Origin of the sequence: Pseudorhizobium marinum (genome assembly GCF_000705355.1) — a bacterium.
In the GTDB taxonomy this organism is placed as follows: Bacteria; Pseudomonadota; Alphaproteobacteria; order Rhizobiales; family Rhizobiaceae; genus Neorhizobium; species Neorhizobium pelagicum.
On sequence record NZ_JMQK01000001.1, the window covers coordinates 312322 to 337473 of the forward strand.

Annotated in this window: 22 protein-coding genes and 1 tRNA gene; 11 read left to right on the forward strand and 12 right to left on the reverse strand. The window is 64.2% G+C overall.

Annotation, left to right across the window (positions count from 1 at the left end; all coding sequences use genetic code 11):
• Positions 1-156 precede the first annotated feature (156 nt).
• Positions 157-1473, reverse strand: coding sequence for an NAD-dependent dihydropyrimidine dehydrogenase subunit PreA (gene preA, locus EO99_RS0101575; RefSeq protein ID WP_029616894.1), 1317 nt, complete (start codon positions 1471-1473; stop codon positions 157-159).
• 12 nt (positions 1474-1485) lie between these two features.
• A complete protein-coding gene (locus tag EO99_RS0101580; RefSeq protein WP_029616895.1) occupies positions 1486-2847 on the reverse strand; it encodes an NAD(P)-dependent oxidoreductase in 1362 nt (453 codons plus the stop codon).
• A 252-nt stretch (positions 2848-3099) separates the two neighbouring features.
• On the opposite strand from EO99_RS0101580, the gene EO99_RS0101585 reads away from it, so the two are divergent.
• The 4 genes from EO99_RS0101585 (at position 3100) to EO99_RS25530 (ending at position 4847) form a co-directional block, all read left to right on the forward strand.
• The gene (locus tag EO99_RS0101585) at positions 3100-3534 is read left to right on the forward strand and encodes a hypothetical protein (RefSeq protein WP_029616896.1); all 435 of its coding nucleotides are present in this window, start codon (positions 3100-3102) and stop codon (positions 3532-3534) included.
• 136 nt (positions 3535-3670) lie between these two features.
• A complete protein-coding gene (locus EO99_RS0101590; RefSeq protein WP_081851950.1) occupies positions 3671-4114 on the forward strand; it encodes a FliM/FliN family flagellar motor switch protein in 444 nt (147 codons plus the stop codon).
• 123 nt (positions 4115-4237) lie between these two features.
• The gene (locus EO99_RS0101595; RefSeq protein WP_029616898.1) at positions 4238-4651 is read left to right on the forward strand and encodes a DUF2325 domain-containing protein; all 414 of its coding nucleotides are present in this window, start codon (positions 4238-4240) and stop codon (positions 4649-4651) included.
• Entirely contained in the window at positions 4632-4847 is a 216-nt protein-coding gene (locus EO99_RS25530; RefSeq protein ID WP_037110827.1) for a hypothetical protein, read from the forward strand. Before EO99_RS0101595 ends, EO99_RS25530 begins: the two co-directional genes overlap by 20 nt.
• A gap of 3 nt (positions 4848-4850) precedes the next feature.
• Here the strand turns inward: EO99_RS25530 and EO99_RS0101605 are convergent, their stop codons facing one another.
• The 3 genes from EO99_RS0101605 to EO99_RS0101615 all read right to left on the reverse strand — a co-directional run bounded on the left by EO99_RS0101605 (position 4851) and on the right by EO99_RS0101615 (position 5889).
• Entirely contained in the window at positions 4851-5228 is a 378-nt protein-coding gene (locus EO99_RS0101605) for a DUF423 domain-containing protein (protein ID WP_029616899.1), read from the reverse strand.
• Positions 5229-5232: 4 nt separating this feature from the next.
• Positions 5233-5622, reverse strand: coding sequence for a group II truncated hemoglobin (locus EO99_RS0101610; RefSeq protein WP_029616900.1), 390 nt, complete (start codon positions 5620-5622; stop codon positions 5233-5235).
• A 75-nt stretch (positions 5623-5697) separates the two neighbouring features.
• A complete protein-coding gene (locus EO99_RS0101615) occupies positions 5698-5889 on the reverse strand; it encodes a hypothetical protein (RefSeq protein WP_029616901.1) in 192 nt (63 codons plus the stop codon).
• A gap of 255 nt (positions 5890-6144) precedes the next feature.
• Between EO99_RS0101615 and EO99_RS0101620 the strand changes: the two genes are divergently transcribed.
• Together EO99_RS0101620 and EO99_RS0101625 are read left to right on the forward strand one after the other, a co-directional pair.
• A complete protein-coding gene (locus tag EO99_RS0101620) occupies positions 6145-6510 on the forward strand; it encodes a response regulator (protein WP_029616902.1) in 366 nt (121 codons plus the stop codon).
• Between the two features lie 204 nt (positions 6511-6714).
• A complete protein-coding gene (locus EO99_RS0101625) occupies positions 6715-8676 on the forward strand; it encodes a putative bifunctional diguanylate cyclase/phosphodiesterase (protein WP_051679645.1) in 1962 nt (653 codons plus the stop codon).
• A gap of 43 nt (positions 8677-8719) precedes the next feature.
• On the opposite strand, the gene EO99_RS0101630 is transcribed toward EO99_RS0101625, so the two are convergent.
• A complete protein-coding gene (locus EO99_RS0101630; protein WP_029616904.1) occupies positions 8720-10768 on the reverse strand; it encodes an O-linked N-acetylglucosamine transferase, SPINDLY family protein in 2049 nt (682 codons plus the stop codon).
• An 880-nt stretch (positions 10769-11648) separates the two neighbouring features.
• On the opposite strand from EO99_RS0101630, the gene EO99_RS0101635 reads away from it, so the two are divergent.
• Positions 11649-15971, forward strand: a complete 4323-nt coding sequence (locus EO99_RS0101635; RefSeq protein ID WP_051679646.1) for a beta strand repeat-containing protein — start codon at positions 11649-11651, stop codon at positions 15969-15971.
• 152 nt (positions 15972-16123) lie between these two features.
• Here the strand turns inward: EO99_RS0101635 and EO99_RS0101640 are convergent, their stop codons facing one another.
• Positions 16124-16549 (reverse strand): VOC family protein, encoded by a 426-nt coding sequence (locus EO99_RS0101640; RefSeq protein ID WP_029616906.1) that lies wholly within the window; start codon positions 16547-16549, stop codon positions 16124-16126.
• Between the two features lie 425 nt (positions 16550-16974).
• On the opposite strand from EO99_RS0101640, the gene EO99_RS0101645 reads away from it, so the two are divergent.
• Positions 16975-17442 carry a hypothetical protein gene (locus EO99_RS0101645; RefSeq protein WP_029616907.1) on the forward strand — a complete coding sequence of 156 codons (468 nt, stop codon included), beginning with the start codon at positions 16975-16977 and terminating at the stop codon, positions 17440-17442.
• A 166-nt stretch (positions 17443-17608) separates the two neighbouring features.
• Here the strand turns inward: EO99_RS0101645 and EO99_RS0101650 are convergent, their stop codons facing one another.
• The gene (locus EO99_RS0101650; RefSeq protein ID WP_029616908.1) at positions 17609-18352 is read right to left on the reverse strand and encodes an SDR family oxidoreductase; all 744 of its coding nucleotides are present in this window, start codon (positions 18350-18352) and stop codon (positions 17609-17611) included.
• Between the two features lie 98 nt (positions 18353-18450).
• Here EO99_RS0101650 and EO99_RS0101655 point away from each other — a divergent pair, with 98 nt between their 5' ends.
• Positions 18451-19371: an AraC family transcriptional regulator gene (locus EO99_RS0101655; protein ID WP_051679647.1), complete on the forward strand. Its 921-nt coding sequence runs from the start codon at positions 18451-18453 to the stop codon at positions 19369-19371.
• Positions 19372-19392: 21 nt separating this feature from the next.
• On the opposite strand, the gene EO99_RS0101660 is transcribed toward EO99_RS0101655, so the two are convergent.
• A tRNA-Arg gene (locus EO99_RS0101660) sits at positions 19393-19469 on the reverse strand.
• A 169-nt stretch (positions 19470-19638) separates the two neighbouring features.
• Between EO99_RS0101660 and EO99_RS0101665 the strand changes: the two genes are divergently transcribed.
• On the forward strand, positions 19639-20337 hold the full coding sequence (locus EO99_RS0101665) for an SDR family NAD(P)-dependent oxidoreductase (RefSeq protein ID WP_029616910.1): 699 nt from the start codon (positions 19639-19641) through the stop codon (positions 20335-20337).
• A 66-nt stretch (positions 20338-20403) separates the two neighbouring features.
• Here the strand turns inward: EO99_RS0101665 and EO99_RS0101670 are convergent, their stop codons facing one another.
• The 3 genes from EO99_RS0101670 to xylF form a co-directional block, all read right to left on the reverse strand.
• Positions 20404-21189, reverse strand: coding sequence for an ATP-binding cassette domain-containing protein (locus EO99_RS0101670; RefSeq protein ID WP_029616911.1), 786 nt, complete (start codon positions 21187-21189; stop codon positions 20404-20406).
• A gap of 14 nt (positions 21190-21203) precedes the next feature.
• On the reverse strand, positions 21204-22517 hold the full coding sequence (locus EO99_RS0101675; RefSeq protein ID WP_029616912.1) for a sugar ABC transporter permease: 1314 nt from the start codon (positions 22515-22517) through the stop codon (positions 21204-21206).
• Positions 22518-22687: 170 nt separating this feature from the next.
• Complete coding sequence (gene xylF / locus EO99_RS0101680) at positions 22688-23728, reverse strand: D-xylose ABC transporter substrate-binding protein (protein WP_029616913.1); 1041 nt, start codon at positions 23726-23728, stop codon at positions 22688-22690.
• Positions 23729-23932: 204 nt separating this feature from the next.
• Here xylF and EO99_RS0101685 point away from each other — a divergent pair, with 204 nt between their 5' ends.
• Positions 23933-25150 carry an ROK family transcriptional regulator gene (locus EO99_RS0101685; RefSeq protein ID WP_029616914.1) on the forward strand — a complete coding sequence of 406 codons (1218 nt, stop codon included), beginning with the start codon at positions 23933-23935 and terminating at the stop codon, positions 25148-25150.
• Positions 25151-25152: the final 2 nt, after the last annotated feature.

The following is a 25152-nucleotide window of genomic DNA, read 5'->3' on the forward strand; positions in this document are numbered from 1 at the left end:
CGCCGGAATAACTCCCGCTCAACACTTTGCAGACTTGCGCTAATTCCAGGTTAAAATCCGAACGGATCTGTCGCACTGCAGCACGGGCGTGCGTTTCTGTGGGCTTTTGTATCCGGGAAGGAAAGGGGCGCGGCCACCGGCGCCCCTTTCCCGCAGTTACTCGGCGGCCACGGGAGCGGCCATCGGATTGTTGGGATGCGTGGTCCAATTGGCATAGGCGGGGTCGACGACCTTGCCTGTGCGTTCATCGAGTGCGCCGGCGGGCAGTGCTTCCAGCGTAATGCAATCCTCGACGGGACAGACGTTGACGCAGAGATTGCAGCCGACGCATTCGTCCTCCATCACCTCAAAATGCCGTATCCCGTTGACGACGCTGGTGATTGCCTGATGCGACGTGTCTTCGCAGGCGATGTGGCAGCGGCCGCATTTGATGCAGAGGTCCTGGTCGATGCGGGCCTTGGCGATGTAGTTCAGGTTCAGGTACTGCCAGTCGGTGACGTTGCCGACGGCGCGGCCGCAGATGTCGTCGAGGCTCCGGTGGCCCTTGGCGTCCATCCAGTCGGAGAGGCCGGTGATCATCTCCTCGACGATCTTGAAGCCGTAGGTCATGGCGGCGGTACAGACCTGCACGTTGCCGGCACCGAGCGCCAGGAATTCCGCCGCATCCCGCCAGGTGGTGACGCCGCCGATGCCGGAGATGGGCAGTCCGTAGGTTTCCGGATCGCGGGCGATTTCCGCCACCATGTTCAGCGCGATCGGCTTCACTGCCGGGCCGCAGTAGCCGCCATGGCTGCCCTTGCCGCCAATCGAAGGGTTGGGCGAGAAGCTGTCGAGGTCGACGGAGACGATCGACGAGATGGTGTTGATCAGCGAGACCGCATCGGTGCCGCCGCGCTTGGCGGCGCGGGCCGGGTAGCGGACGTCGGTGATGTTGGGCGTCAGCTTGGTGATGACGGGCATGCGCGTGTATTGCTTGCACCAGCGCACCACCATCTCGATGTATTCCGGAACCTGGCCGACGGCCGACCCCATGCCGCGCTCGGACATGCCGTGCGGACAGCCGAAGTTCAGCTCGATGCCGTCGACCTCGGTTTCCTCCACGAGCGGCAGGATCGCCTTCCAGGCTTCCTCCTCGCAGGGCACCATGATGGAGGCGACGATGGCACGGTCGGGCCAGTTCTTCTTGACCTCCTTCATCTCGCGCAGGTTGACGTAGAGGTCGCGGTCGGTGATCAGCTCGATGTTGTTCAAGCCGAGCAGCCGGCGGTCGGCGCCCCAGATGGCGCCGTAGCGCGGGCCGTTGACGTTGACTACCGGCGGGCCTTCCTCGCCGAGCGTCTTCCAGACGACGCCGCCCCAGCCAGCCCTGAAGGCGCGCTCGACGTTGTAGGCCTTGTCGGTCGGCGGGGCAGAGGCCAGCCAGAAGGGGTTGGGCGACTTGATGCCGACGAAGTCGTTGCGGATATCAGCCATGTCCGTTCTCCCTCAGGCGACCGCAGCGGCGGGGGAAACCCCGGCAGCCAGCAGCGTGTTGATGCTTTCGGCGGCGTCGCGACCCTGCGCCACGGCCGTAACGGTGAGGTCCTCGCCGGTGCCGACGCAGTCGCCGCCGGCCCAGACCCTTTCCATGGACGTACGGCCTGTCGCATCGGTGACGATCCTGCCGGCCTCGATGCGCAGGTTGCCGAGACCGTTTGCGGCAAAGCTCTGGCCGATCGCCTTCATCACCTGGTCGGCGGCAATTACGCCGGTCTCGCCGGTGCCGGTCAGCTTGCCGTCGACCATGGCGGTATATTCCAGCTCGATGCCGGCGGCGGCGCCGTCCTTGCCGACGATCCGCTTGGGCGCCAGCCAATGGCGGATGATGACGCCGTTAGAGGCGGCCAGATCCTGCTCATAGCCGGAGGCGTTCATGTTTTCCTTGCCGCGGCGGTAGCAGATGGTCACCTCCTCGGCGCCGAGCAGCTTTGCCTGGATCGCGGCATCGATGGCCGTCATGCCGCCGCCGAGCACCACGACCCGACGTCCGACCGGAACCGCGGCCTTGTCGGTGGCCTGGCGCAGGGCGGCAATGAACTCGACGGCATCGTCGACACCTGCCAGGTCTTCGCCCTCGATGCCGAGGGCGTTGACGCCCGAGAGGCCGATGCCGAGGAAGACGGCATCGAATTCTTCCGTCAGGTCCGGCAGCGTGAAGTTGCGCCCCAGCATCTGGCCGGTGCGGATCTCGATTCCGCCGATGGCGGTGACGTAGTCGACCTCGCGCTGCGCGAAGTCGTCGGTCGCCTTGTAGGTGGCGATGCCATATTCGTTGAGGCCGCCCGGCTTTTGGCGGGCGTCGAAGATCACCACGTCATGGCCGTGCATGGAGAGCCGGTGGGCGCAGGCGAGGCCCGCGGGACCGGCACCGATAACGGCGACGCGGCGGCCACTCGGGGCTGGCCGCGTGTAGAACTGCCGACCGGTTTCCATGGCGATATCCGTCGCGTAGCGCTGCAGGTTGCCGATCTCGACCGGGCGGTCCTCTGCAGTGTTGCGCACGCAGGCCTGCTCGCACAGCGTCTCGGTGGGACAGACGCGGGCGCACATGCCGCCAAGGATGTTCTGGTCGAAGATGGTCTTGGCCGAACCCAGCGGGTTGCCCGTCGATATCTGCCGGATGAACAGCGGGATATCGATGGCGGTGGGACAGGCAGTCATGCAGGGCGCGTCGTAGCAGAAGTAGCAGCGGTCGGCGGCCACCAGCGCCTCATGCTTGTCGAGGCGCGGATGAAGGTCTGAAAAATTGGATGCGTAGCGTTCGGGAGACAGGCGTCCGGCCCGAATCCCGCTTCCCAGTCGTTCCATCTGAGTTCCCTCTTTTATGGCTTATGGACAACTATTGAGGCAGGCTAGCACAAGCCAAAAATTTATCAAACGGTAAAACTTTGGTGCTTCCACGGCACGGAAACCAGGCGGACAGGCGCTTTCGCCGCCTCGATCGCTCCTCCGCCGCGCCCGCGTTAACGCTGTCCACAGGTGCTGCGGAGCGGCGCTTGAATCTGAATTAAGATCAGATTAAGCAGTTAACGTCCTATTAACGTTTACTGGCCGTTACCCATGCTCAACCAACAGAAGAGCCGCCATTACCTGGCGCAGTTCTACGGCGCGAACAACGGCCCGGTGGGGCAGCCGCGCAAGTGCAACATCGTGGCACGGGCGCTCTATCCGAAGGCGGGTGTGAAGTCGTTCGCGGGCCTGCAGGTGCGGATCGTGAGCATCCACGAAGAGGGCGCGCTCATCCAGTCCAGCATGATCGCCTTTCTGCCCGATCACTTCTACATCTGCCTCGGCGAGGGCGAGATCTTCCTGACCTGCGCCAAGAAGGACGTCGTCCAGGCCGAGATGCTGGTTTCGTTCACCTCTCCGCTCGACACGCCGTTCGTCGAAGCGCTCGCGCGGATCAATTTTCCGCTCAGCACGCTGAGGCGGATGAGCGGCCATTTTCCCGCCGCCATCGAATCCCGGATTCTCCAGTCGCGGCGCAAGCAGTAATCCGGGCATTCCGCAGACTGACCGTCCCGAAATCGGGCGTCTGCTGTGAATTTTAACCCGCCGCTAACCTCCAAAAGCTGATCGACGTCAACTTCTCGTCCGACGCACTAGAGTGTCGGCAGAGGTGATTCCTGTCATGCAAAAAGAGATCATAGCGTTGAGCGGCAATACCGAGACCCAAACTCCGACTGGCACCTGGCCGTCGTCCTTTTCGCCGGGAACCGTTTCCTATGGGGTGACCGCCAATGGCGGCGCCAGGACGCTGGAAAGCGTGCTCCCCAGGTTCGATCAGCCGGCCGGGGCGCTTGCCCGATCCGCCGACCTGCACCACAGGCATGGGGAGCAGGCGAAGGTTCAAGAAATTCCGATCGAGATCGATGTCGTCATAGGGAGGACGAAGGTCTCCGTGGCGAAATTGATGGAAGCGGGCCAGGGGGATCGCTTCCTTCTCGACCGACGGTTTGGCGAGCCGGTGGAACTGCAGGTGAACGGCCGTGTCATCGGCCACGGGGAACTGGTGTCGGACGACCAGGACAATTTCATCGGTATCCGGATCACCACGATCGAGCGCGACCGATAGCAGTGCTGCGGCCGAGTTCAGGCTCTCGGATTTAATCTTTACTATTACACTCATGTTTCATAAGGTCGCCGCGAATCTGAGAGGGGCGGTCGAGATCGACTGCCCGCCAAGCAGGAGACAAGCATGGCGAAGAAGGGCAAGAAGGCCGGCCGGCAGACAAGGCAGCCAACGGCGGATCCCGCAGAGGCAGTCCAGAAGTCCGAGCGCCCGGAGCCCATCCGCAGCTTCCTGTACGTCGGTGGTCGCGACTGCCAGGTCGCCCATCTTCGGCAGATCGCCAGCAACCACGGCGCCGAACTCATCCACCACGACGGCGGCTTGCGCGAGGCGGTGTCACGGATCGACACCGTGCTGCCTTCGGTCGACTGCGTCTTCTGCCCCATCGACTGTATCAGCCACGATGCGTGTCTGAGGGTGAAGACCGGCTGCAAGAAGTTCGGAAAGACCTTCATCCCCCTGCGCAACGGCTCCAAATCCAGCCTGGACAGGGCGCTGCAGACCATGAAGGAACAAAGCGATGACAGAAGAACGTCCTGACGCGAGCCTGTTGATCGGGCTGCACAAGCTCGCCGAGCAGAATGGCGATGGGTTCGTGCCGGAGCTCTATGCCCTGCTGGCGGCGCAGCCGCAGGCCGATCGGGTGAACGTCGTGCCGTTTCCGGCGGAGCGCCGGGTAGCGTCGAGCCATTACACCCGCGATGGACCGGGTGAGGTGGTCGCCTTCCGCCGCTAGCGGTCAGATCCCGGCGGGTCGGCTTCGAAAGAAGGCGCCGGCCGCCACCACCAGCCAGCCGAGGATCATCGTCGTGCCGCCGATCGGCGCGGCCATCGGGAACAGACCCGTTGCCAGGAAATGGCGGGCGAGCAGATCGCCGGTGAAGAGAACGGTGCCAAGGCCGATCACCAGGGCCGCCAGTGTCGCCGTCCGCACCAGGCGGTGTCCGGCATGCAGCGCCAGAAGCGCCGGCGCATGGGCGAGGCACATCGTCGAGGCCGAGCCCAGCAGGCGCATGTCGCCGCCGTGGCTGGCCGCCGCCGCCAGCGCCACGCCGGCAGCGCCCAGAAGGCCGCTCACAAAGAGAATCAACGGCCGCAGATTATCGAGTCTTTCCATGGGCCTATTCCCTGTTCTGCATATGAAATGCGAGCCGCTCGATGGGCGGCCAGATGATCTCGCGCAGCTTCGGGTTCTCGATCGTCTCGTCCAGCGCACGACGGAAGCAGAGCAGCCATTCGGCGGTTTCCGCCGGGCCGATTGCCGCTGCGAAGTGCCGGGACCTCAGCCGCGGGTGTCCGTATTTCTCGACATAGACGGGCGGGCCGCCGAGGTAGCCGGTCAGATAGTCGTAAAGCTTGGCCTCGCTGCCCTCGAGGGTCGGCGGATGCACGGCGCGACAGCGGGCGGCTTCCGGAAGCGTGTCCATCAGCGCATAGAAGCGCTTCGTCAGAGCCCGCACGGTCGGGTCGCCGCCGATCGCTTCGTACAAGGTAATGGTGTCCGCTGCCATTCAGTCTTCCCCGACGCCGTCCTCCTGTCGCTCTAGAACCCTCGGATGCGGCTGGCAAGCGCCACGGCGTCGCAGTCAGTCCGGGCCCACATCGGCATCGTCGCCGCTCTCGTCGGCAAGCGAGCCCGTACCAGGGGTCTTTTCCGGATCGGTCAGCTTGTCCTTGGCGTGCGGGCCGGCCGGCTTGGTGTCGCTCGGTGTCTCCGGGGTCTGTTCGCGGTTCTCGACAGCCTCCTGGGCTTTTCGGTCGCTGTTCTCGTCACTCATGGCGTGGCTCCTTCGTTGATAAGATAACACGGGCGGGTCGAGGCAGGTTCCGCACACCTCTTCCGGCCGTCTTCAGACACCGGCGACGGCAGCAGTGACTGGTGGAACCTGTCGCCGCCGCGGACTTCCGTCACGCGCTTGTCACGTTTGCGTTCGGCGTCGGAAAATCGGGGAACGTTCGCGCATCTGGCCTGTTCTTATGCAGGACGAGCAGCAGCCCGTCCGTTCTACGCAATGAGCATAAGATCATGATCCATGAGTGAAAGTATCCCGGTTCTCGTCGTCGAGGACGAGCCCTTGCTGCGGCTCGACATTGCCGACAGCCTTCAGGACGCGGGGTTTCTCGTGTTCGAGGCCGGCAATTCTGCCGATGCGATCGCTATCCTGATGGAGCACCACGAGATCCGGCTCGTGTTCACGGATGTGGACATGCCCGGGGGCATGGACGGTATCAAGCTCGCCGCCTACATCCGCGACCGCTGGCCGCCTCTCAAGATCATCGTGACGTCCGGCTATCGCCGCGTGACCCAGGACGACATCCCAGCGGAAAGCCGGTTCTTCAGCAAGCCTTACGACATCCGGAAAGTGGTGCGCTCGATGCACGAGATGCTCGCTGCCTGAGAACCCGCCGCCTCCGGCAGGCTATCTCTCTATTTCTTTATTAATGATTTGCTGAAACACTAGGGTTGTCGGGCTATTGTGAGCCATGATGGCCGGCAGAAGCCCATCTGCCACGCCCGACATGCGTCTTTTGGCGACCAACCCCCTCTTTTTGTGCTGGCACGATGCTGCCGCCCAGCGGCTGCGACGCGCCAGGAGGTGATCATGCAAATCTCCCGCTGGGTAGCAAAAGTCTTTGGCGACGGATCCGACGTTCCGGAATTTCGGCGGGCGCAATACAGCGAGCTCTCGCGCCAGGTCCCGTTGATGTATGCCATCATCATCATCAACATGGTGATGCTCGCGCTGACCTATGTGGGCAAGGCACCCGCCATTCTCTCCATCTGGCTTCCCGCCGTCTTCGTTGCGGTCTGCCTTGTACGGGCGCTCCGCATGGCCTACGGGCGCCATCATGTGCCGTCCGACGAGGCGATGGGACGGGCGCTGCGCACGGTGGTCGTACTCGCCTGCGTGCTGGGATTTGCCGTCTCCACCTGGTCGCTGGCGCTCTTCAGCTATGGTGACGTCTTTACCCAAGGCCAGAACATCTTCTTCACCGCCATCACCATCATCACGGTCATGACATGCCTGCGCCCCCTGCATCAGGTGGCACCGGCGCTCTTCATTCTGGTGATCGTGCCGACGGCGGTCTTCCTGGCCCTCCAGGACAATAATGTCTTCCCGGCTGTCGCCATCAACATGGTGCTTGCCATTGGCGGGATGATCCTCGTCATGCAGCGCTCGCACTCGGATTTCCGCGACCGCATCTACAAGCAGATCGAGCTCGACAGCCAGCGCACGCAACTGGAGTCGCTGAACGGAGCCATAAGCTTGCTTGCAAACCAGGACAGCCTCACCGGGCTGGCCAACCGTCGCAGTTTTCTGAATGCCCTGGATCAGCGGATCGCCGACTTCAAAGGCGATGGAAAGACGGCGGGATTTGCCGTGGGCATTCTCGACCTCGACGGGTTCAAGCCGGTCAACGATGTCTTCGGGCACGTCGTCGGCGATCGGTTGCTGCAGGAGGTCGCCAGGCGGCTGCCGGCCAGCCTACCGCCGGAGACGCTCGTGGCCCGTCTCGGTGGGGATGAGTTTGCCCTGATCCTGCCGCCCGCCGGCGTGGAGGAGCTCCAGGAGATCTGCCGCCGCGCACTGGCGGCGCTTGCCCATCCCTTCACGTTCCCGGAGGGCAGCGTGACGATCTCGGCGACCTGCGGCATTGCCTGCTTCCCATGTGCCGCGGAAACGGGATGCGAACTCTTCGAAAAGGCGGATTTTGCGCTCTGCTATTCCAAGCAGCACGACAGGGGAAGCGTCACCGTCTTCTCGGAACTGCACGAGGCCGGGATCAAGAAGGCGGCGGCCGTGGCGCAGCGGCTTCGCAGCGTGGTGGTCGAACAGGCCTTCCACCTGGATTACCAGCCGATCGTCGACCGCAACGGCATGCCCCTCGGCTTCGAGGCGCTGGCACGCTGGCGCGATCCGGTGCTCGGGGACGTGCGACCGGATGTCTTCATCCGCGTCGCCGAACAGGCGGGCCTCATCGGCAAGATCACCGTGCCGCTGTTTCGCAGCGCCCTTCGTGCCGCACGGTCGTGGCCTGACGATCTGCGCCTGTCCTTCAACCTGTCCGCCTTCGATGTCTGCAGCGAGACCACGATGACAGCCATCCTGGCGGAGATCGATGCCGCGAATTTCCCGCCGCAGCGCCTGATGTTCGAGATCACGGAATCGGCGATCATGCAGGATTTCTCCCGCGCGGTGGATGCGCTCAGCCTGCTGCGGTCGAAGGGGGCGATGGTGGCGCTCGACGACTTCGGCACCGGCTATTCCAGCCTCAGTTACATGCGCCGGTTGCCGATCGACCGGATCAAGGTCGATCGCTCCTTCATCCTTGATCTGGAGAACGAGGCGACCGCGCGAGACATCGTGCGGGCCATTTCCTCCATGTGTCAGAGCCTCGGGCTGGAGTGCATCGTCGAGGGCGTGGAAACGCATGCTCAGCTGCATTTCCTCGCCACCAGCGGATGCACCGGCTATCAGGGATATTTCTTCTCCAGGCCGATGCCGCAGGCGGCGATCGCCGGCTACCTCGGCGAGCAGGAGCAACTCCGGAAGACGGCGTAGCGACCCGATCCTTCTTGGACCGGGTCATGCCTGCGAGCCGGCGTCAGGCCGCCGGATCCCGCCACAGCCGCTTGTCGTAGGGGAGCGGTGAATAGTCGTGCAGCTTGGCCAGCGCGTCGATGTAGCGCTTCCGGTAGGTCCCTTCGTCCTCAAATTCCACATGCTGCTGCAGAAGTTCGGCGCCGACCTCGTAGTAGACGTCGAGATTGGTAAAGTCGGGCAGGGGCGTCTCGCCGCGCTCGCGCTCGCCCTGCATCTGCCAGAACAGCTCCTCCAGCCGCCGGACGAAGGCGGGCGTGTCCTGCAGGACGCTGGTGGTGCGCTGGTTCTCCAGCGAGGTGCGGACGGCGGCAAGGCTCTCGCGGTCCCGTTCGAAGGCGATCGCCCGCTCTACGTATTCGTCCGGCGTGGTGCAGATGAGTTCGGGAATGCCGGCCGCGGCCACGATGCTGGTGCAGACCCGCGGTGCGAAGCCGGCGCCCGAGATGGTCAGCACCGGCAGGCCGGCGGAAAGGGCGTCGGTGGCCGTCGCATGGGCGCCGTAGGGCGAGGTGTCGAGGAAGAGATCGGCAAGCGCCATTCGGGCGATGTGCCCGGAGTGGTCGGCGACCGGGGTCGCAAAGATCAGCCGGTTCGCATCGACGCCGCTTTGTGCCGCCAGCTTGCACAGGCGGTCCTGGGCGACCGCGTCGCCGCTGCGAAGCCACAGCACGCTTGCCGGGGTTGCCGAGAGGATCTGCATCCAGCGGCCGAAGCAGTTGGCGTTGATCTTCTGCATGCCGTTGAAGCAGGCGTAGACGAAGGCGTCTTCCGGAAGACCGCTTTCTGCGCGGCTCGGCGGCGTGGTGAGCTGCCGGGTGCGGTCGATGGCGAGATAGCAGGAGAGCCGCAGCACCTTCTCCGTGAAGTAGATCTCCTGTTCTGGCGGAATGATGTGCCCGTCGGCGATGATATACTGATGCGCAGCACTGGCCATGGACCCGGGGAAACCACAGAAGTTCACGATCACTGGTGCCGGACGGTAGACGAAGATCTTCGTGCGGGCATTCTTGGTGTAGCCGTTGAGGTCGATCAGGATGTCGATCTCGTCGGCGGAGATCAGCTTGGCAGCGTCGACATCGCTCAGCGCCGTGATGTCGCGCCAGCAATCGACGGCAGCGCGGATGCGGCCCTGTGTCTCGTCGTTCGGGCGGATCGCTCCGGAGTAATAGGCGAAGATCTCGACGCCCGTCTTGTCGTGCAGCTCGAACGCCTCGCTGAGGGCAAAGCCGACGGCATGCTCGCGGAAATCGGATGAGACATAGCCGACGCGCAGCCGCTCACCCGTCCCCACCTTCTTCTTCGGCTGCTTGCGCGGGAAGGCGCTCAGATCCGGCCGTCCGGCCTGCGCCTTGCTGAAGCGATAGGCCTTGGCCAGCTGGAACATCGGATCGTCGGCATGGAAGGCGAGCGTCAGCGGCGACATCGAGTCGAGCAGCTGGCGGTAGGTCACGTGCTCCGAGGGAGCGAGAACGGGCCACTTGCATTGCCGCTGGCGCGCCGCCGTCCAGTGCTGGCCGGCCTCCGTCCGGTCCGGCTGGAGCTCGATCGCCTGCCAGAGAGCCGCCTCGGCCTCTTCCAGCCGTCCAGCGCCTTCCAGAACCCGGCCGATATGCTGCAGGCTCATCAGGCGATGGCCGATCCTTTCCGGCGTGATGTCCGAGGTCTCTTCGACGAAATCGCGCCATTGCTGGATGGCCTGTCCGGGCAGGCCGCTGTCTTCCAGGGCGCGGCCGAGGTTGATGTAGCCGGCGCCGAAGCGTGGATTGGCCTTGATGCAGGCGCGCAGGGCCTGCACCGCCCCTGCGGTATCGCCCATCTGCCCCAGCGTCACGCCGTAGTTGAAGTAGGCGATGTGGAGGAGGGGGCTGGTGTCGTTGTAGGCGATCCAGGTCTTGAAGAATTCCGCCGCCTGCGCACGCTGTCCCGTCGCGTTGAAGCTCTCCGTGATCTTGAAAAGGTCGACCAGTGGAAGGGTCCCTGTTCGAGCTCGATCCAGCAGGCCGATCAGTGGGGAGGCGGGGTCTGAGGCGAAAGCATTGTTGATCAGCATGGGGATCCCAGAAGCAGGTGGCCGGATGGCAGACGACGTTGTGACACAGGCAGTTGACCGTCTGTAGCGCCGCTAGCTTGCGTTGGACTTGCTTGACTGGGGAATGATTTCGCTGAAAGCCACCTATTCCTGACAATACATGGGCTCAAGTCCGGATGTCGCGGGAGGAAAGTCGCCATGAGAAGAGAACATGCATGAAAGAGAGAGTTTGCTTACAGTTCCGTGGCGGCGGCCGAAATTTCAAGTCGATATCCGATATTTTTATGCGTCGTCGTGTTGCCGACATCTTTTTTTCTCGGATGGGCCGCGCGCGACTGAGCCTTTTCTGCATAGGCTCCCGGTTTCTGTATCAACCGGCCGCCTATCCAGTGAAGGTGGATTTAGATTTCCTAGTATAGGGGAGTGCGAACTTGCCTGTTCTGGTCTTCACTGACGGGACACAATAGAGAGTTTGTCTCTATTTGCTAAAATGAAACACAAGATCCGGGCGTTAACCCAAAGTTAGGAAGTGCGGCGTAACCATGCATCCAAGACTTCTGCCAGCAAGCCCATCCCGCGATGGGCGCAGGCAGATCGGTGCGACAGCCTAGCGGAAGCGGGATGTTCAAACCTACAGGCGGGGGAGTCGGGACGCGCTAGCGGCCTGAACGCATGATGCCTTCCCACGCTGCGGCTCCTGTCAGCCATGATCCCAACATATCGATTCGTCCGAAAGGACACCCATGGTTGGTGCCGTGCTGGCATTCGCTACGGGTAGGTTGCCAGCATGGCGCAGGATGCGCCTGAGGCCGCAGCGTGGAGTTTGGAAGTGCCCACGCACGATCTCTGGCAGGTGAGATGAAATTTGCTTTCCAGCTTAACTAGATAGGCGGCCCCATCTATGACATCGATCATCTCTTCTCTGAGCGTGAACCAGATCCGCTCCCTCTCCACGACCACCGTCGCTTCGTTGACGACGGAAGACGTCCAGGCGCTGACCACCGCGCAGATCAAGGTGCTGTCCTCGTCGCAGATCTCGGCTCTGGACACGGATGACATCGCAGCTCTGAGCACCGACCAGCTCAGCGCGATCACCACCACCGGCGTCAAGGGCCTGACCCTCAGCCAGATGGAAGCGCTGGACACCACACAGGTCGGCAGCCTCGGCACCGGCCAGCTCTCTGCTCTCAGCGCGGCTCAGTTCGGTGCGCTCGACTCCGAGCAGCTCGACGCGCTGAACACGACGCAGATCGCATCCCTGACATCGGCCGCCATTTCCGCGCTCTCCAGCGACGATCTGGCAGCCTTCTCCAGCAGTGAAATCACCGCCATCAGCGCCAAGGCGCTTGCCGGCCTCACCACTGCCAACTTTGCCGCGCTTTCGACCGACGTCGTCGCTGCTCTCACCACCGCCCAGGTCGCTGCCCTCAACACAGCCCAGATCGCCGCCCTGACCACAGACCAGATGGGTGCGCTGACCTCCAGCCAGATCGGTGCCCTCTCCGGCGCACAGATCGCAGCGCTGACCACCACCAATATCGCTGCCATCTCCACGGACAACATCGCGACGCTCGGCACCAAGGCGATTGCCGCCCTGACCACAGCCCAGCTCAATGCCCTGACGTCCGACCAGATCGAGGCGCTCACCTCGGCTCAGATCGGATCGCTTGCCGCCGACGACATCGCGGTCATGCAGGCTGACGACATCGCTCAGTTCACGACCAGCGAATTTGCCGCCATCAACCCGAAGGCGATCGCAGGGCTGGCAACGGCCGTCATCGCTACCCTCGACACCGACATGGTTCAGGCTCTGACCTCCTCTCAGGTTGCAGCCCTCAGCACGGCGCAGATCAGCGCCCTGACGTCCGACCAGGTCGCAGTGCTTGGCACGGCGCAGGTTTCGGCCCTCAGCGCTGCCCAGATCGGCGCCTTCAGCAGCGACAACATCGCTGCACTGACCACCACCCAGGTGCCGGCGCTGTCCTTGAAGGCACTGTCTGCACTTTCGTCGGCACAGGCCGATGCCATGACCTCCGACCAGTTCGGCGCCCTGACGACCACCCAGATCGCCGCCCTCAGCTCCTCGGCCATCTCGGCTCTTTCCACCGACGACCTCGCAACCTTCGATACCGCTGACATCGCAGCCATCACTGCAAAGTCGCTGGTCGGTCTGACCTCCGGCAACTTCGCAGCGCTGTCGACCACGCAGGTTGCCGCCCTGACCTCCGGCCAGGTTGCTGCGCTGACGTCTTCGCAGATCGGCGCCCTGACCTCCGACCAGCTTGGCGCGCTGGGGACCGACAAGATTGCGGTTCTCTCCGCAACCCAGGTTGCTGCCCTGACGACGGACAACATCGCTGCGCTGGAAACCGACCAGGTAACGGCCCTCAACGAAAAGGTCATCCGCGCCCTGACGACGACGCAGGTCGCTGCGCTGACGTCGGACCAGATCGACGTGCTGACCACCGGCCAGATCGCCAACCTCAGCTCGGCGGCCATCTCCGCCCTGACCACCGACGACATCGGCACATTCTCGACCACAGAGATCCAGGCAATTTCCGCCCGGTCGCTCTCGGGACTGTCGACTGACGCCTTCGCCCTGCTGGCCACCGACCGCGTCGCTGCCCTGACGACGGCTCAGGTCGCTGCGCTGACCACCGGCCAGATCGCCGCCCTGACGAGCGACCAGACCCAGGCCCTGACCTCGTCGCAGATCGGCGCGCTGACCGCGACACAGGTTGCTGCCGTCACCACCGACAACATCGCGGCGCTGACCACCACCCAGGTCTCGACCCTCAGCGCCAAGGCGATTGCCGCCCTGACGTCCAGCCAGATCGGTGCCCTGAGCTCGTCGCAGACGGAAGCTCTCACCACGGCACAGGTCGCCTCGATGAGTGCGGCCGCCCTGACGGCCCTGGAAGGTGAAGACATCGTCGCCTTCTCGACCGCCGACATCGCTGCCATCAACGTTCGGTCGCTGTCCGGTCTGTCGACCGACAACGTTGCCCTGCTCACCACCAACCAGGTCGGCGCCCTGACCACCGCGCAGTTGGCCGCCATGTCGTCTGCCCAGATCGGCGCTCTGACGAGCGAGCAGGTGGAAGCCCTGTCCTCGACGCAGATCGCAGCTCTGAGCTCGGCTGGTCTGAGTGCAATGTCCACGGAAGACCTTGCGACCTTCGACACCGCCGACATCGCCGCCATCAACGTCAAGTCGCTGGCAGGCCTCTCCACCACCAATGTCGCTGCCCTGTCCACTTCGCAGGTTGCTGCTCTGACGACCGCGCAGGTCGCGGTCCTCACCACGGCCCAGATTGGCGCCATGGACACCGAACAGGTTGAAGCTCTGACGACGACGCAGGTCAGTGTCCTCAGTGCTGTCCAGATCGGCACGATGTCCACGACCAACGTCGCGGCCCTCACCACCGATCAGGTTGCTGCCCTGAGCACCAAGGCCGTCGCTGCGCTGACATCCGCGCAGATCGGCGCTCTCGACTCCAGCCAGCTGGAAGCCCTCACGTCGACCCAGGTTGCTGCACTGACCCCGGCGGCCGTCGCAGGGCTCACCACCGAGGACATCGTCGCCTTTTCGACCGACGACATCGCAGCCCTCAACGCGAAGGCGGTTCCGAGCCTCTCCACCGACAATATTGCGGCTCTGACCACCACCCAGATCGGCGCTCTGACGACCTCGCAGCTTGCCGCGATGACGTCCTCGCAGATCAGCGCGCTGACCTCGGATCAGGTCGACCAGCTCACCACCACGCAGATCGCATCGCTGACATCGGCAGCTCTCGGTGCCATGTCGACGGAAGATATGGCGACCTTCGACACCGCAGACATCGCCGCGATCAACGTGAAGGCCCTGGCTGGCCTCTCCACCACTAACATCGCGGCCCTGGACACCACGCAGGTCGCCGCTCTGACGACCGGCCAGGTGGCTGCCCTCAAGACGACGCAGATTGCCGCCCTGACGACGGATCAGATCACGGCCCTGACGACCAGTCAGGTCCAGACGCTGAGCCCGACGCAGGTCACGGCCATCTCCACCGCCAACGTCGCGCTGCTCACCAGTGACCAGCTCGGCGCACTCTCCACGGCGCAGGTCGCCATCCTGTCTTCTGCACAGGTCAGCGCCCTGACCAGCGACCAGATCGACGAGCTGAACACCACCCAGATCGCCGCACTGAGCGCTGCCGCACTCTCCGCCATGGGGACGGAAGATCTGGCAACCTTCGATACCTCGGATATCGCTGCCATCAGCGCCAAGGCACTGGCCGGTCTTTCGACCACCAATGTCGCCGCGCTTGATACGGACCAGGTTGCCGCCCTGACGACGACCCAGATTGCAGGCATGACGTCGGCCCAGTTCGGCGCTCTCACCTCCGATCAGGTTGCCGCGCTGACGACCACCCAGGTCAGCTCCCTCAGGGCAACGCAGATCGCCGCACTTTCGACCACCAATGTCGCGGCTCTGACCACGACCCAGGTCGGTGTGCTGTCGACTGCCCAGCTGGTCGGCATGAACTCCGCCCAGATCGGTGCGCTGACCTCGGACCAGGTCGGAGCGCTGAACACCACGCAGATCGGCGCACTGAGCGCAGAAGATCTGAGCGCCATGTCGACGGACGATCTCGCGACCTTCGACAGCTCCGATATCGCTGCCATCAACGCCAAGTCGATCTCCGGCCTCTCCACCACCACCGTGGCGGCGCTGTCCAGCACCCAGATCGGCGCTCTCACCACGGCGCAGATCGCAGGTCTCAATGCGACCCAGATCGGGGTACTGTCCACCGATCAGGTCGAAGGTCTGAGCACTGCCCAGGTGGCCGCGCTGTCTGCCAGCCAGGTCTCCTCGCTGAGCACGACCAACGTGGCATCGCTCTCCACCGACCAGGTGGTGGCGCTGAGCACCGCGGCGATCTCGGCCCTGACATCGGCCCAGATTGACGCCATGGACAGCGACCAGATCGAGGCACTGACCTCGAACCAGGTCGCAGCCCTGACGTCGGCCTCGATCGCCGCCATGTCCAGCACGGATATCGTGACCTTCACGACCGACGAGATCGCAGCGATCAGCGTCAAGGCCATCTCCGGTCTTGCCGCCGAGGACATCCTCGGACTGGAAACCGACCAGCTGCAGGCCCTGACGACCTCTCAGGTCCAGGCACTGACCGCTCAGGACCAGATCGACGCGATCATCCTGGCCTACCAGAACCTCTAACACCAAAAGGCGCGGCCTTCGGGCCGCGCCCTTTCCACCCATTCAAGGACGGCCGGTGTCAGGCGAGGGCAGGAATGTCCGACGTTGATGCCGGCCGTCCTGCTTTTGCTCAAGGTGTGTATCCTGCCGGGTGGGTCGCGTCGCACGACTCCTCAGTCTTCCGCCGGAAGCAACTGCGGGTTCCAGACGATCTCCCAGAGGTGCCCGTCCGGATCGCGAAAATACCCGGCATAGCCGCCGTAGAACGTCTCCTGCGCGGGTTTGACGATTTCAGCCCCGCCGCGACGGGCAGCGTCCATGACCGCGGCGACGTCTTCCTTGTGCATGACGTTGTGGCCGATGGTGAAGGCGGTCGGACTGACCGGCGTCTTCGGCAGGCCGGTATCGTGGCAAATGTCGTCCTGCACCCAGATCGCGAGCTTCAGTCCCCCTGAGAGGTCGAAGAAGGCGACGGCGCCATGTTCGAATTCGCGGCCGACGATGCCCTGCGTGGGCAGCCCGAGGCCGTCACGGTAGAAGGCCAGCGACCGCTCGAGATCGGCAACGCCGAGCGTCACAACAGAAATTCTGGGTTTCATCGTCGATACCCTTTCTATCGGTGCCCACACGACGCGCGCACCTCGATAGTCTTGGGCCGTTGGCATGCAACGGAAGGACCCACCGGGTGGGGTCGCCACCGGGTGAGGGCCGGGCCAACCGTCCCGGGCCTAACCTGTTTCAGACGGAGCAAGGATAGGCCTCCCGGTCAACACCGTCAACGCTCCGGCCGACCTCCGGTCGAGCCGCATGCGCTTGCCCCGGGAATCGATGCAGCTGGGAACCATCGCGACGTGCCAACGTTCGCAAGTCATGCGGATGTCAGACCTTGCAGACCGTCCACCATCTCTCGTGGCTGTCGCCGCGTCGGTCGTTCGATCCTGGAGCCGGCGCGGCAGCCATTGCGAAGCCAGACATCAAGACACAAATCAACGCTCGACTCGTCATTCACGGAGGTCACGACACGATGGGTAAAAGGCTGACGGAACTCTGCACACTGGCGCTCCTCGCCGCGCTGACGCCGGCTCTTCCCGCCATGGCGCAGTCTGGGCCTCCCTTGGAGGAGGATCCCGCGGATCTCTTCGGCTATAGCGTCGACGTCACCGAGCCTGAGAGCGGCGACGTTGCGGCAAAGGTACGCGACGCCGTGGAGCGATCAGACGCCACGGCGGAAGAGATCAAGATGGTCTTCAGCGTCGACAACTTCCGCTTCGTGTCGCTCGATCCCGAGCTCGTGAAAGACATGGAGCCGACGCTCGCGCGGCAGCAGCAGGGCCTGACCAACCTGCGCACGGCCCTCTCGGCCAGCGCACTCTTTCACACCGCGATGCAGAGCGAGAGGATCGACACCAATTCCGTGGTCGCCGTTGCTCTCGCCCCGGGGGACAGCGGCCTGCCGTCAGACAAGCAGGCGGTGATCTACGTGGCGGAGTAGGGGACGCGGACTGGGAGTGCCGGCTTGGTGTCCGGGCCGGATTCCCGGTCGAATGGCTTGGTGGAGTGGATGACGCCGGCACCTGCTACACGGTTTTAGTCCTTGGAACGCAGGCAAGCTCGCCGCGCCAGCCTCGCCATGGATCGAGGCCGGCGCCAGGCAATGGTTATGCGGCTTGTGATAGCGCGACAGCATCCGCCCCTGCAGGGAAACGCAGTTTGCCGGTGTCATCGTGGACCGCCAGCCACACCGCTTCGGCGACATCGATTTCCCTCGTGGTCAGGGCCGGCCGCGCGAAGGATTGGAAGATCGGCGCTGCGAAGTCCGCGTAAGCCTCCGGGATAAGGTCTTCGATCCGCACGGATGTATTCCTGGCGAAGCTTGTGGTCGGTGCATAGCCAGGTTCCACAAGCTTGGCTTGGATGTTGAAGTACCCAAGCTCGTGAGCGAGAGAGCCTGTGAAGCCCTCGATGGCCTGTTTGCTGGCGGTGTAGGCAGCTGCCATTGGCATGGGGGCCAGGGTTGCGCTCGACGTCACGTTGACGATCACCCCGGATCGGCGCTCGCGCATCTGCGGGATGACCGCATGCGTCATGGCCAGGACGCCGAAGGTGTTTGTGTCAAAGACCTTGCGGATGTGAGACATGGGCGTCGCTTCGAATGCGCCGACGACGCCGATACCCGCGTTGTTGACCAGCACATCGATAGGCCCGGCGGCTTTGATGGTCTGAGCGATGCCGGCTTCGCTCGTGACGTCCAACGGCAGAATGCGCAGGTTTTCCGAGCGCGGCAGGATGTCTTCGCGCGGGGTGCGCATGGTCGCGATGACGTTCCACTGCTTCGAAAGGAAATAGCGAGCCATCTCAAGTCCATAGCCTGAGGAGCAGCCGGTGATCAGTATGGTTCTCATGGTTCATCTCTTTGTTGGGTACGATGAATCCATGCTAGCCTGACTGCGCAGGACTATCTGCGATTGAGCGTCCAAATTTAGTTTGTTATAGTCCAAAGATGGTCGATCCTCTCTCCGACGTTATAGGGCTGCTGCGTCCGCAGACCGTCTTCACCAAGGGCATCAGCGGCGCCGGGCGCTGGGGCGTTCGCTATGGCGATTTCGGCCACCCCAGCTTCGCCATCGTGATCGAGGGCTCCTGCCGTCTGGTGGTCGACGGGCAGCCTGAGTTGATGCTCCAGGCGGGAGATTTCGTTCTGCTGCCGACAACGCCGGGCTTCACGATGTCCGGCTTAGAGCCCGCCACTCCCGAGTTCATTGATCCCCATATCGCGGCAACGGCGACCGGCGAGGTCCGCCATGGCAGGCAGGAGGGCCCACCAGCCGTTCGCATTCTGGGGGGCTATTTCATCTTCGGCAAGGAGGATTCCGGCCTTCTCCTGTCGCTGCTCCCGGACCAGATTCATGTCAGAGGTGTGGAGAGACTATCGACGTTGGTGAAGCTTCTGATCGAGGAGGCTGCGTCGGATCACTCCGGGCGCACGCTGGTGCTCACCCGGCTCGTCGAGATCTTGCTGGTGGAGGCGCTACGACTGACACAAACGACCGATGCCCCTGCGGGATTGCTGCGCGGCCTGGGCGATGCCCGGCTGGCGGAAGCAATCAGGCAGATGCATTCCGACCCCGCGCGTCCCTGGACGATGGCCGATCTGGCGAAAAAGGCGGCTCTCTCCCGCTCCGCGTTCTTTGATCGCTTTGCACGCAATGTCGGCGTGCCGCCTATGGAATATCTGTTGGCGTGGCGCATGGCGCTGGCAAAGAACCTTCTGCGCCAACAGGAAATAGACATTGCCGAAGTCGCCGAACGGGTCGGCTACGGCTCGGCAAGTACGTTCAGCACCGCCTTCAGCCGTTACGTCGGACAGCCGCCCGGCCGATATGCCCGCAGCTTCGCGAACCAAAACGCGGCCAGTTCCTAGTTCTGTTCAATAGGTTGTAAATGGCGCACCCGACAGGATTCGAACCTGTGACCTTTGGAATCGGAATCCAACACTCTATCCAGCTGAGCTACGGGTGCTAACCGATGGGCGAAGGCTACTTCGCCGCTCCGATGGCAGCTACTTACCTCAGGATGAGGCCCGCTTCAATGGCAATCACGGTGCGGTCGGCGGAAAGTTGTGAGGGGCGCTGAACTGCGGTCACCCGTGCGGCGTAGATCCTTGCAGCAACGGGCAAGGAGGATCGCGATGCAGTCTTTGAGGCAGGGATACCGGGCACTGGTCGTTGGCGCGAGCGGCGGAATCGGCGGGGCACTGGTGGCCGCCCTTCGCGACGATCCGGCCTGCGGGGCGGTCGAGACGCTGTCGCGGGCGACGATGCCGCAGTTCGATCTCACCGACGAGACATCGGTCGAGGCGGCCGCTGCGGCGCTCGGGGAGGGCGGGGCGTTCGACCTCGTCTTCGATGCGACCGGGGCGCTGACGATCGACGGCATCGGGCCGGAGAAGACGATCCGGGCGCTCGATCCTGGCGCCATGGCGCGGCAGTTTTCGGTCAATGCCATCGGGCCGGCGCTGCTGTTGAAGCATTTCCTGCCGCTCCTGAACCGCAGCGAGCGGGCGATCTTCGCCACGCTGTCGGCCCGGGTCGGGTCGATCGGCGACAACCGGCTGGGCGGCTGGATCTCCTATAGGGCCGCCAAGGCGGCACTCAACCAGATCGTCCGGACGGTCGCCGTCGAGGCGGCGCGCACGCGGCCGCAGGCGGTCATCGCGGCGCTGCATCCGGGCACCGTGGCGACGTCCTTGTCGGAGGCCTATGGCGCGGGGCACGCGCGGATCTTGCCGGGGCAGTCGGCGCAGATGCTGCTCGAGGTGCTCGACCGGCTGCAGCCGGATCAGACCGGCGGCTTCTTCGCCTATGACGGCAGTCCGATCGAATGGTGAGCCGACCTCAGGCATGAGGGCAAAGAAAAGGGCCCGCGGGGCCCTTTTTCGTCGTCGTGGTGCGGTTCAGGCCGCCACCATGGCCCCCGGGCCGGGGATCGCGCCGGGCGGGCATTTGCCGAGGATGATCATGCCCAGCACCTCGTCCTTCGTCACGTCGCTGGTGCGGGCGTGGCCGACGACCTGGCCGTTCTTCATCACGAAGACGCGGTCGGCGAGGTCGAAGACGTCGTGGATGTCGTGGCTGATCAGGAAGATGCCGATGCCGTCGAGCTTCAGCTGCTTGATCAGGTCGCCGACCTGCGCCGTCTCCTGGGGGCCGAGCGCTGCCGTCGGCTCGTCCATGATCAGGATGCGGGCGTCGAAGAGGATGGCGCGGGCGATCGCCACCGACTGCCGCTGGCCGCCCGACAGCGCCTTCACCGGCTCCTTGAAGCGCTTGAAGTTGGGGTTCAGCCGGCCCATGACCTTGCGGGCATTGGCCTCCATGGCAACGTCGTCGAGCGTGCCCCAGGGCGTCTGCAGCTCGCGGCCGAGGTAGAGGTTGGCGGCGGCGTCGACGTTGTCGGCAACGGCCAGCGTCTGGTAGATCGTCTCGATGCCATGGCCCTTGGCGTCGCGCGGGTTGCGGATGTCGGCCGGCTCGCCGTTGATCAGGATGTCGCCGGCGTCGCGGCGGTAGGCGCCCGAGAGGATCTTGATCAGCGTCGACTTGCCGGCACCGTTGTGGCCGAGGAGCGCCACGACTTCTCCGGGGAAGAGGTCGATGCTGGCGTTTTCCACCGCGTGGATGCCACCGAAGGAGATGGAAATATTCTTCATTTCCACGAGCGGAGTGTTTTGGTCCGTCACGATGAAAACTCCTGTTACTTGGCTCTGGCGCGATAGACGGTGTCGAGCCATACGGCCAACACGAGAACCGCCCCGACGACGATGCGCTGCAGTGGCGTGTCGATGCCGAGCAGCACCATGCCCGACTGCAGCGACTGCATGACGAGCGCGCCGAGCATGGCGCCGGCGATGGTGCCGACGCCGCCGGCCAGCGAAGTTCCGCCGATCACGGCGGCCGCGATCGTGTAGAGCTCGTCGAGTTCGCCCTGGGCGTTGGTCGCGGCGTTCAGGCGGGCGGTGGAGATCGCCGCGGCGATGGCGCAGAGCATGCCCATCAGCGCGAAGATGCGCACCGTCACCCAGCGGGTCTTGATGCCGGCAAGCTCGGCAGCCTCGGGGTTGCCGCCGATGGCGAAGACATAGCGGCCGAAGCGCAACCGGGTGGCGATGAAGGTCATGACGATGCCGGCGCCGATGGCGATCAGTACCGGGATGGCGATGCCGTGGGCGATCTGCAGGCCGCCGTCCGGCCAGGCGATATTGTTGGCCTCGGCGTAGCGGCGAGCGATCGCCACCGGCCAGTAGTAGCTGTTGGCGACGAGCACGAAGCCGAGCACCGTGGCGCAGCCGATGCCGCCGATCACATATTCAGCCCAGACCGGCTTGCGCGGGAAGGAGAAGCGCATGCGCTGGCGGCGGGCGTTGATGATGGCGGCGATGATGGCAAGGCAGGCGACGAGGCCGACGATCCAGCTCCAGGTGGCGCCGATCGAGCCCGTGGTGCCGCCGCCCATCAGGCGGAAGGTCGGATCCATGGGCGCAACCGTCTGGCCGCTCGTCACGAACCAGGTGGCGCCGCGCCAGATGAGGAGGCCGCCGAGCGTCACGATGAAGGAGGGCACGCCGAGGAAGGCAATGACGAGGCCGTGCAAGGCCCCGACCATGGCGCCGACGACAAGACCGCCGGCAAGCGCCAGCGCCCAGATCGCCGGATGTCCGAAACCGAGCCATTCGGGAAGGATCTGCGCCTGCATCACCCCCATCAGCATGCCGGTGAACCCGAGAATGGATCCCACCGACAGGTCGATGTTGCGGGTGACGATCACCAGCACCATGCCTGTCGCCATGACGGCGACGGAGGAGGTCTGGACGGTCAGGTTCCAGAGGTTGCGGGGCGTCAGGAACAGCCCGTCGGTCAGTATGTTGAAGCCGATCCAGATGATCAGCAGGGCGCCGATCATGCCGAGGAGGCGCGTATCGACTTCCGTGGCGCGGAAGAAACGCGTCACGGGATTGGTATCCGCCTTGCGCGGAGTGCTGGTTGTCGTGGTCTGCATTGTATCGGCCATTCCCGCCGTTCCCACCTCTTGGGGCGCGATTGAAGATCGGTCACCGTGGGGGTGATCGCCGCGCCGGCTTCGGCCATCCGCCGCAGCGGAGTGAGCCCTGCCTCTTCACGATGGACCGACGCTGCTGCATTTGCAAAGCAGCGTCGGCACCTCAGGCTGTCGTCTCTTGCTTAGTTGCAAGCCTCGACAGAACCGGACTGGACGCCCTGGCAGGCCTCTTCCTTGCTGATCCAGCCGGCGTCGATGACCACGCCAAGGTTGTCCTTGGTGATGGGCAGCGGGGCCAGGAAGACGGACTTCATCTCGGCGCCCTTCGGGCCGCCGCTGAAGGTCTGCATGTTGGGGATCTCGTCCATGGTCTTGCCGCCGGCAAGGGCGAGGGCGATTTCGGCAGCATTCTTGCCGAGTTCGCGGCTGTCCTTCCAGACGGAAACCGTCTGCGTGCCGCGGGCAACGCGGTTCAGCGCTGCCTTGTCGGCATCCTGGCCGGAGACCGGTACGGAACCGGCAAGGCCCTGGGCGTCGAGCGCAGCGATCGCGCCGCCGGCGGTGCCGTCATTGGAGGCAACCACGGCATCGACGTCGTTGTTGTTGGCCGTCAGGAACTGCTCCATGTTGCGCTGGGCGTTTTCCGGCTTCCAGCCGTCGGTATAGGCTTCGCCGACGTTCTTGATCTTGCCGGCGTCCATGGCTTCCTTCAGCACTTCGATCTGGCCGGAAAACAGGAAGTCCGCGTTCGGATCGGACGAGGAGCCCTTGATGAAGACGTAGTTGCCTTCCGGCGCGACCTTCAGCACTTCGGCAGCCTGCATGCGGCCGACTTCCTTGTTGTCGAAGGTGATGTAGAAGGCTTCCGGGTTCTCGATCAGGCGGTCGTAGCCGACGACGGGAATGCCTTCAGCCGTTGCCTTCTCGATGGCCGGGCCGATGGCGTCCGAATCCTGGGCCAGGACGATCAGGGCGTTGGCACCCTGCGAAATCAGCGATTCGACGTCCGTCAGCTGCTTTGCGGCAGACGACTGGGCATCGGCGGAAATGTACTTTGCGCCGGCGGCTTCGAGCGCCGACTTGATGGCGGCCTCGTCCGTCTTCCAGCGCTCTTCCTGGAAGTTCGACCAGGAAACGCCGACGACGAGTTCCTGCGCCAGGGCAGCCGTCTGCATGGAAACGATGACGGCTGCGCCAGCCATCAGCTTGATGATAGACTTCATGATGTCCTCCCGAGTGACGGCGGATGGCCAAAGCCTCCGTGCTCTCCCCCCCGCCAGATTTGCTGCCCCCAAAAGCCCGAAGGCTTTTTTCTCGACAGTCGAGAAATTAGATGTCAGAGATTTTTGACAGAGTCAATCAGGCTGTTTGAGCATCCTTCGCAGCTGGACTATGAAGGAAAGACTCACGGGAGGAACGGGCAGACAATGCTGGCCAAGTCGAGCACGGAGCTGGTCCGGCAGCAAAACAGCTCGCTCGTTCTGACGGCGCTGCGGCGCCATGGGCCCCTGTCGCACACGCAGCTTTCGGAGGCGACACGGCTGTCCTCGGCGACAGTGTCCGCGATCACCGCCGACCTCGAGCGCCATGCGGTGATCGGCAAGAACGAACAGCAGGCGGCGACCGGCCGCGGGCGGCCGCGCGTGCTGTTCAGCCAGCGCCGCGACTGCGGCTTCCTGATCATCGTCATCGTCTCGTCCGATTCCATCCAGTACTCGCTGGTGGACTATGCCGGCACGCTGCTCGACCGGTTTTCGGAGGAACGCCGGGAGGACGGGGCGCAGGCCTTCATGGGGCGGATGTCGGCCGGGCTCGAGCGGGTGGTCGCGCGGTCCGGCATCGGCAAGGATCAGGTGCTGCTCGTCTCCTTCAGCAGCAAGGGGCTGGTCAGCCCGACCGAGCCGAAGCTCGTCTGGTCGCCGATGCTGGGCACGGAGCCCGTCGATGTCCGGACCGTTCTGGGGGAGGGGTGGCGCGCCAGGGCGATCCTCAACAACGAGACGCTGCTGGTCGCGCAGGCCTTGCAGCAGCGGCAGCCGCAGGCGGTGCCGGCGCTTGCGGCCGTATCGCTCGGCCACAGCATCGGGCTCGGCATCGCCAAGGCAAGGCCGGGCAGCGAGCCGGAGATCTCGGCGCCAAACTTCGGGCACATGCTGCATATTCCGGGCGGTGCGCTCTGTCGCTGCGGCGCGCGCGGCTGCATCGAGGCCTATGCCGGCTTCTATGCGGTGCTGCGGACGGCCTTCGAGGTGCCGCTCGATACGATTCCCGCCAAGATCGTGCCGCTGCCGGAGGTGGACAAGATCGCCGCCCAGGCCCGCCAGGGTCAGCGCATGGCGGGCTTTGCGTTCCGACAGGCGGGCGTCGCGCTCGGCAACGGTCTGTCGCGGCTGCTCAGCCTGCATGGTCACATGCCCGTCTTCATCACGGGACCGGGCATGCGCTACTACGACCTGCTCGCCCGAGGGGTGGAGGAGGGGCTGGCGCAAACGCATGTGGTGCGGCTGTCGGGCATGCCGCGGCTCGAGGTCGTGGCGGACGAGCCCACGCTCGTCTTCGAAGGCCATCTCGGGCTTGCATTTTCGATCGTCGACCAGGATATCATCGCCCAGCGTGCGCCAGTCCAGGCGGCGGCGGGAGAATAGCA

Coding starts and splice junctions, on each gene's coding strand:
- EO99_RS0101685 (WP_029616914.1), top strand. CDS start 23,933: ATGCTGGCCAAGTCGAGCACGGAGCTGGTCCGGCAGCAAAACAGCTCG.
- EO99_RS0101585 (WP_029616896.1), top strand. CDS start 3,100: ATGCTCAACCAACAGAAGAGCCGCCATTACCTGGCGCAGTTCTACGGC.
- EO99_RS0101640 (WP_029616906.1), bottom strand. CDS start 16,549: ATGAAACCCAGAATTTCTGTTGTGACGCTCGGCGTTGCCGATCTCGAG.
- EO99_RS0101580 (WP_029616895.1), bottom strand. CDS start 2,847: ATGGAACGACTGGGAAGCGGGATTCGGGCCGGACGCCTGTCTCCCGAA.
- EO99_RS0101590 (WP_081851950.1), top strand. CDS start 3,671: ATGCAAAAAGAGATCATAGCGTTGAGCGGCAATACCGAGACCCAAACT.
- EO99_RS0101675 (WP_029616912.1), bottom strand. CDS start 22,517: ATGGCCGATACAATGCAGACCACGACAACCAGCACTCCGCGCAAGGCG.
- EO99_RS0101655 (WP_051679647.1), top strand. CDS start 18,451: ATGGTCGATCCTCTCTCCGACGTTATAGGGCTGCTGCGTCCGCAGACC.
- EO99_RS0101650 (WP_029616908.1), bottom strand. CDS start 18,352: ATGAGAACCATACTGATCACCGGCTGCTCCTCAGGCTATGGACTTGAG.
- EO99_RS0101665 (WP_029616910.1), top strand. CDS start 19,639: ATGCAGTCTTTGAGGCAGGGATACCGGGCACTGGTCGTTGGCGCGAGC.
- EO99_RS0101615 (WP_029616901.1), bottom strand. CDS start 5,889: ATGAGTGACGAGAACAGCGACCGAAAAGCCCAGGAGGCTGTCGAGAAC.
- EO99_RS0101595 (WP_029616898.1), top strand. CDS start 4,238: ATGGCGAAGAAGGGCAAGAAGGCCGGCCGGCAGACAAGGCAGCCAACG.
- EO99_RS0101645 (WP_029616907.1), top strand. CDS start 16,975: ATGGGTAAAAGGCTGACGGAACTCTGCACACTGGCGCTCCTCGCCGCG.
- EO99_RS0101635 (WP_051679646.1), top strand. CDS start 11,649: ATGACATCGATCATCTCTTCTCTGAGCGTGAACCAGATCCGCTCCCTC.
- EO99_RS25530 (WP_037110827.1), top strand. CDS start 4,632: ATGACAGAAGAACGTCCTGACGCGAGCCTGTTGATCGGGCTGCACAAG.
- preA (WP_029616894.1), bottom strand. CDS start 1,473: ATGGCTGATATCCGCAACGACTTCGTCGGCATCAAGTCGCCCAACCCC.
- EO99_RS0101630 (WP_029616904.1), bottom strand. CDS start 10,768: ATGCTGATCAACAATGCTTTCGCCTCAGACCCCGCCTCCCCACTGATC.
- EO99_RS0101620 (WP_029616902.1), top strand. CDS start 6,145: ATGAGTGAAAGTATCCCGGTTCTCGTCGTCGAGGACGAGCCCTTGCTG.
- EO99_RS0101625 (WP_051679645.1), top strand. CDS start 6,715: ATGCAAATCTCCCGCTGGGTAGCAAAAGTCTTTGGCGACGGATCCGAC.
- EO99_RS0101605 (WP_029616899.1), bottom strand. CDS start 5,228: ATGGAAAGACTCGATAATCTGCGGCCGTTGATTCTCTTTGTGAGCGGC.
- EO99_RS0101610 (WP_029616900.1), bottom strand. CDS start 5,622: ATGGCAGCGGACACCATTACCTTGTACGAAGCGATCGGCGGCGACCCG.
- xylF (WP_029616913.1), bottom strand. CDS start 23,728: ATGAAGTCTATCATCAAGCTGATGGCTGGCGCAGCCGTCATCGTTTCC.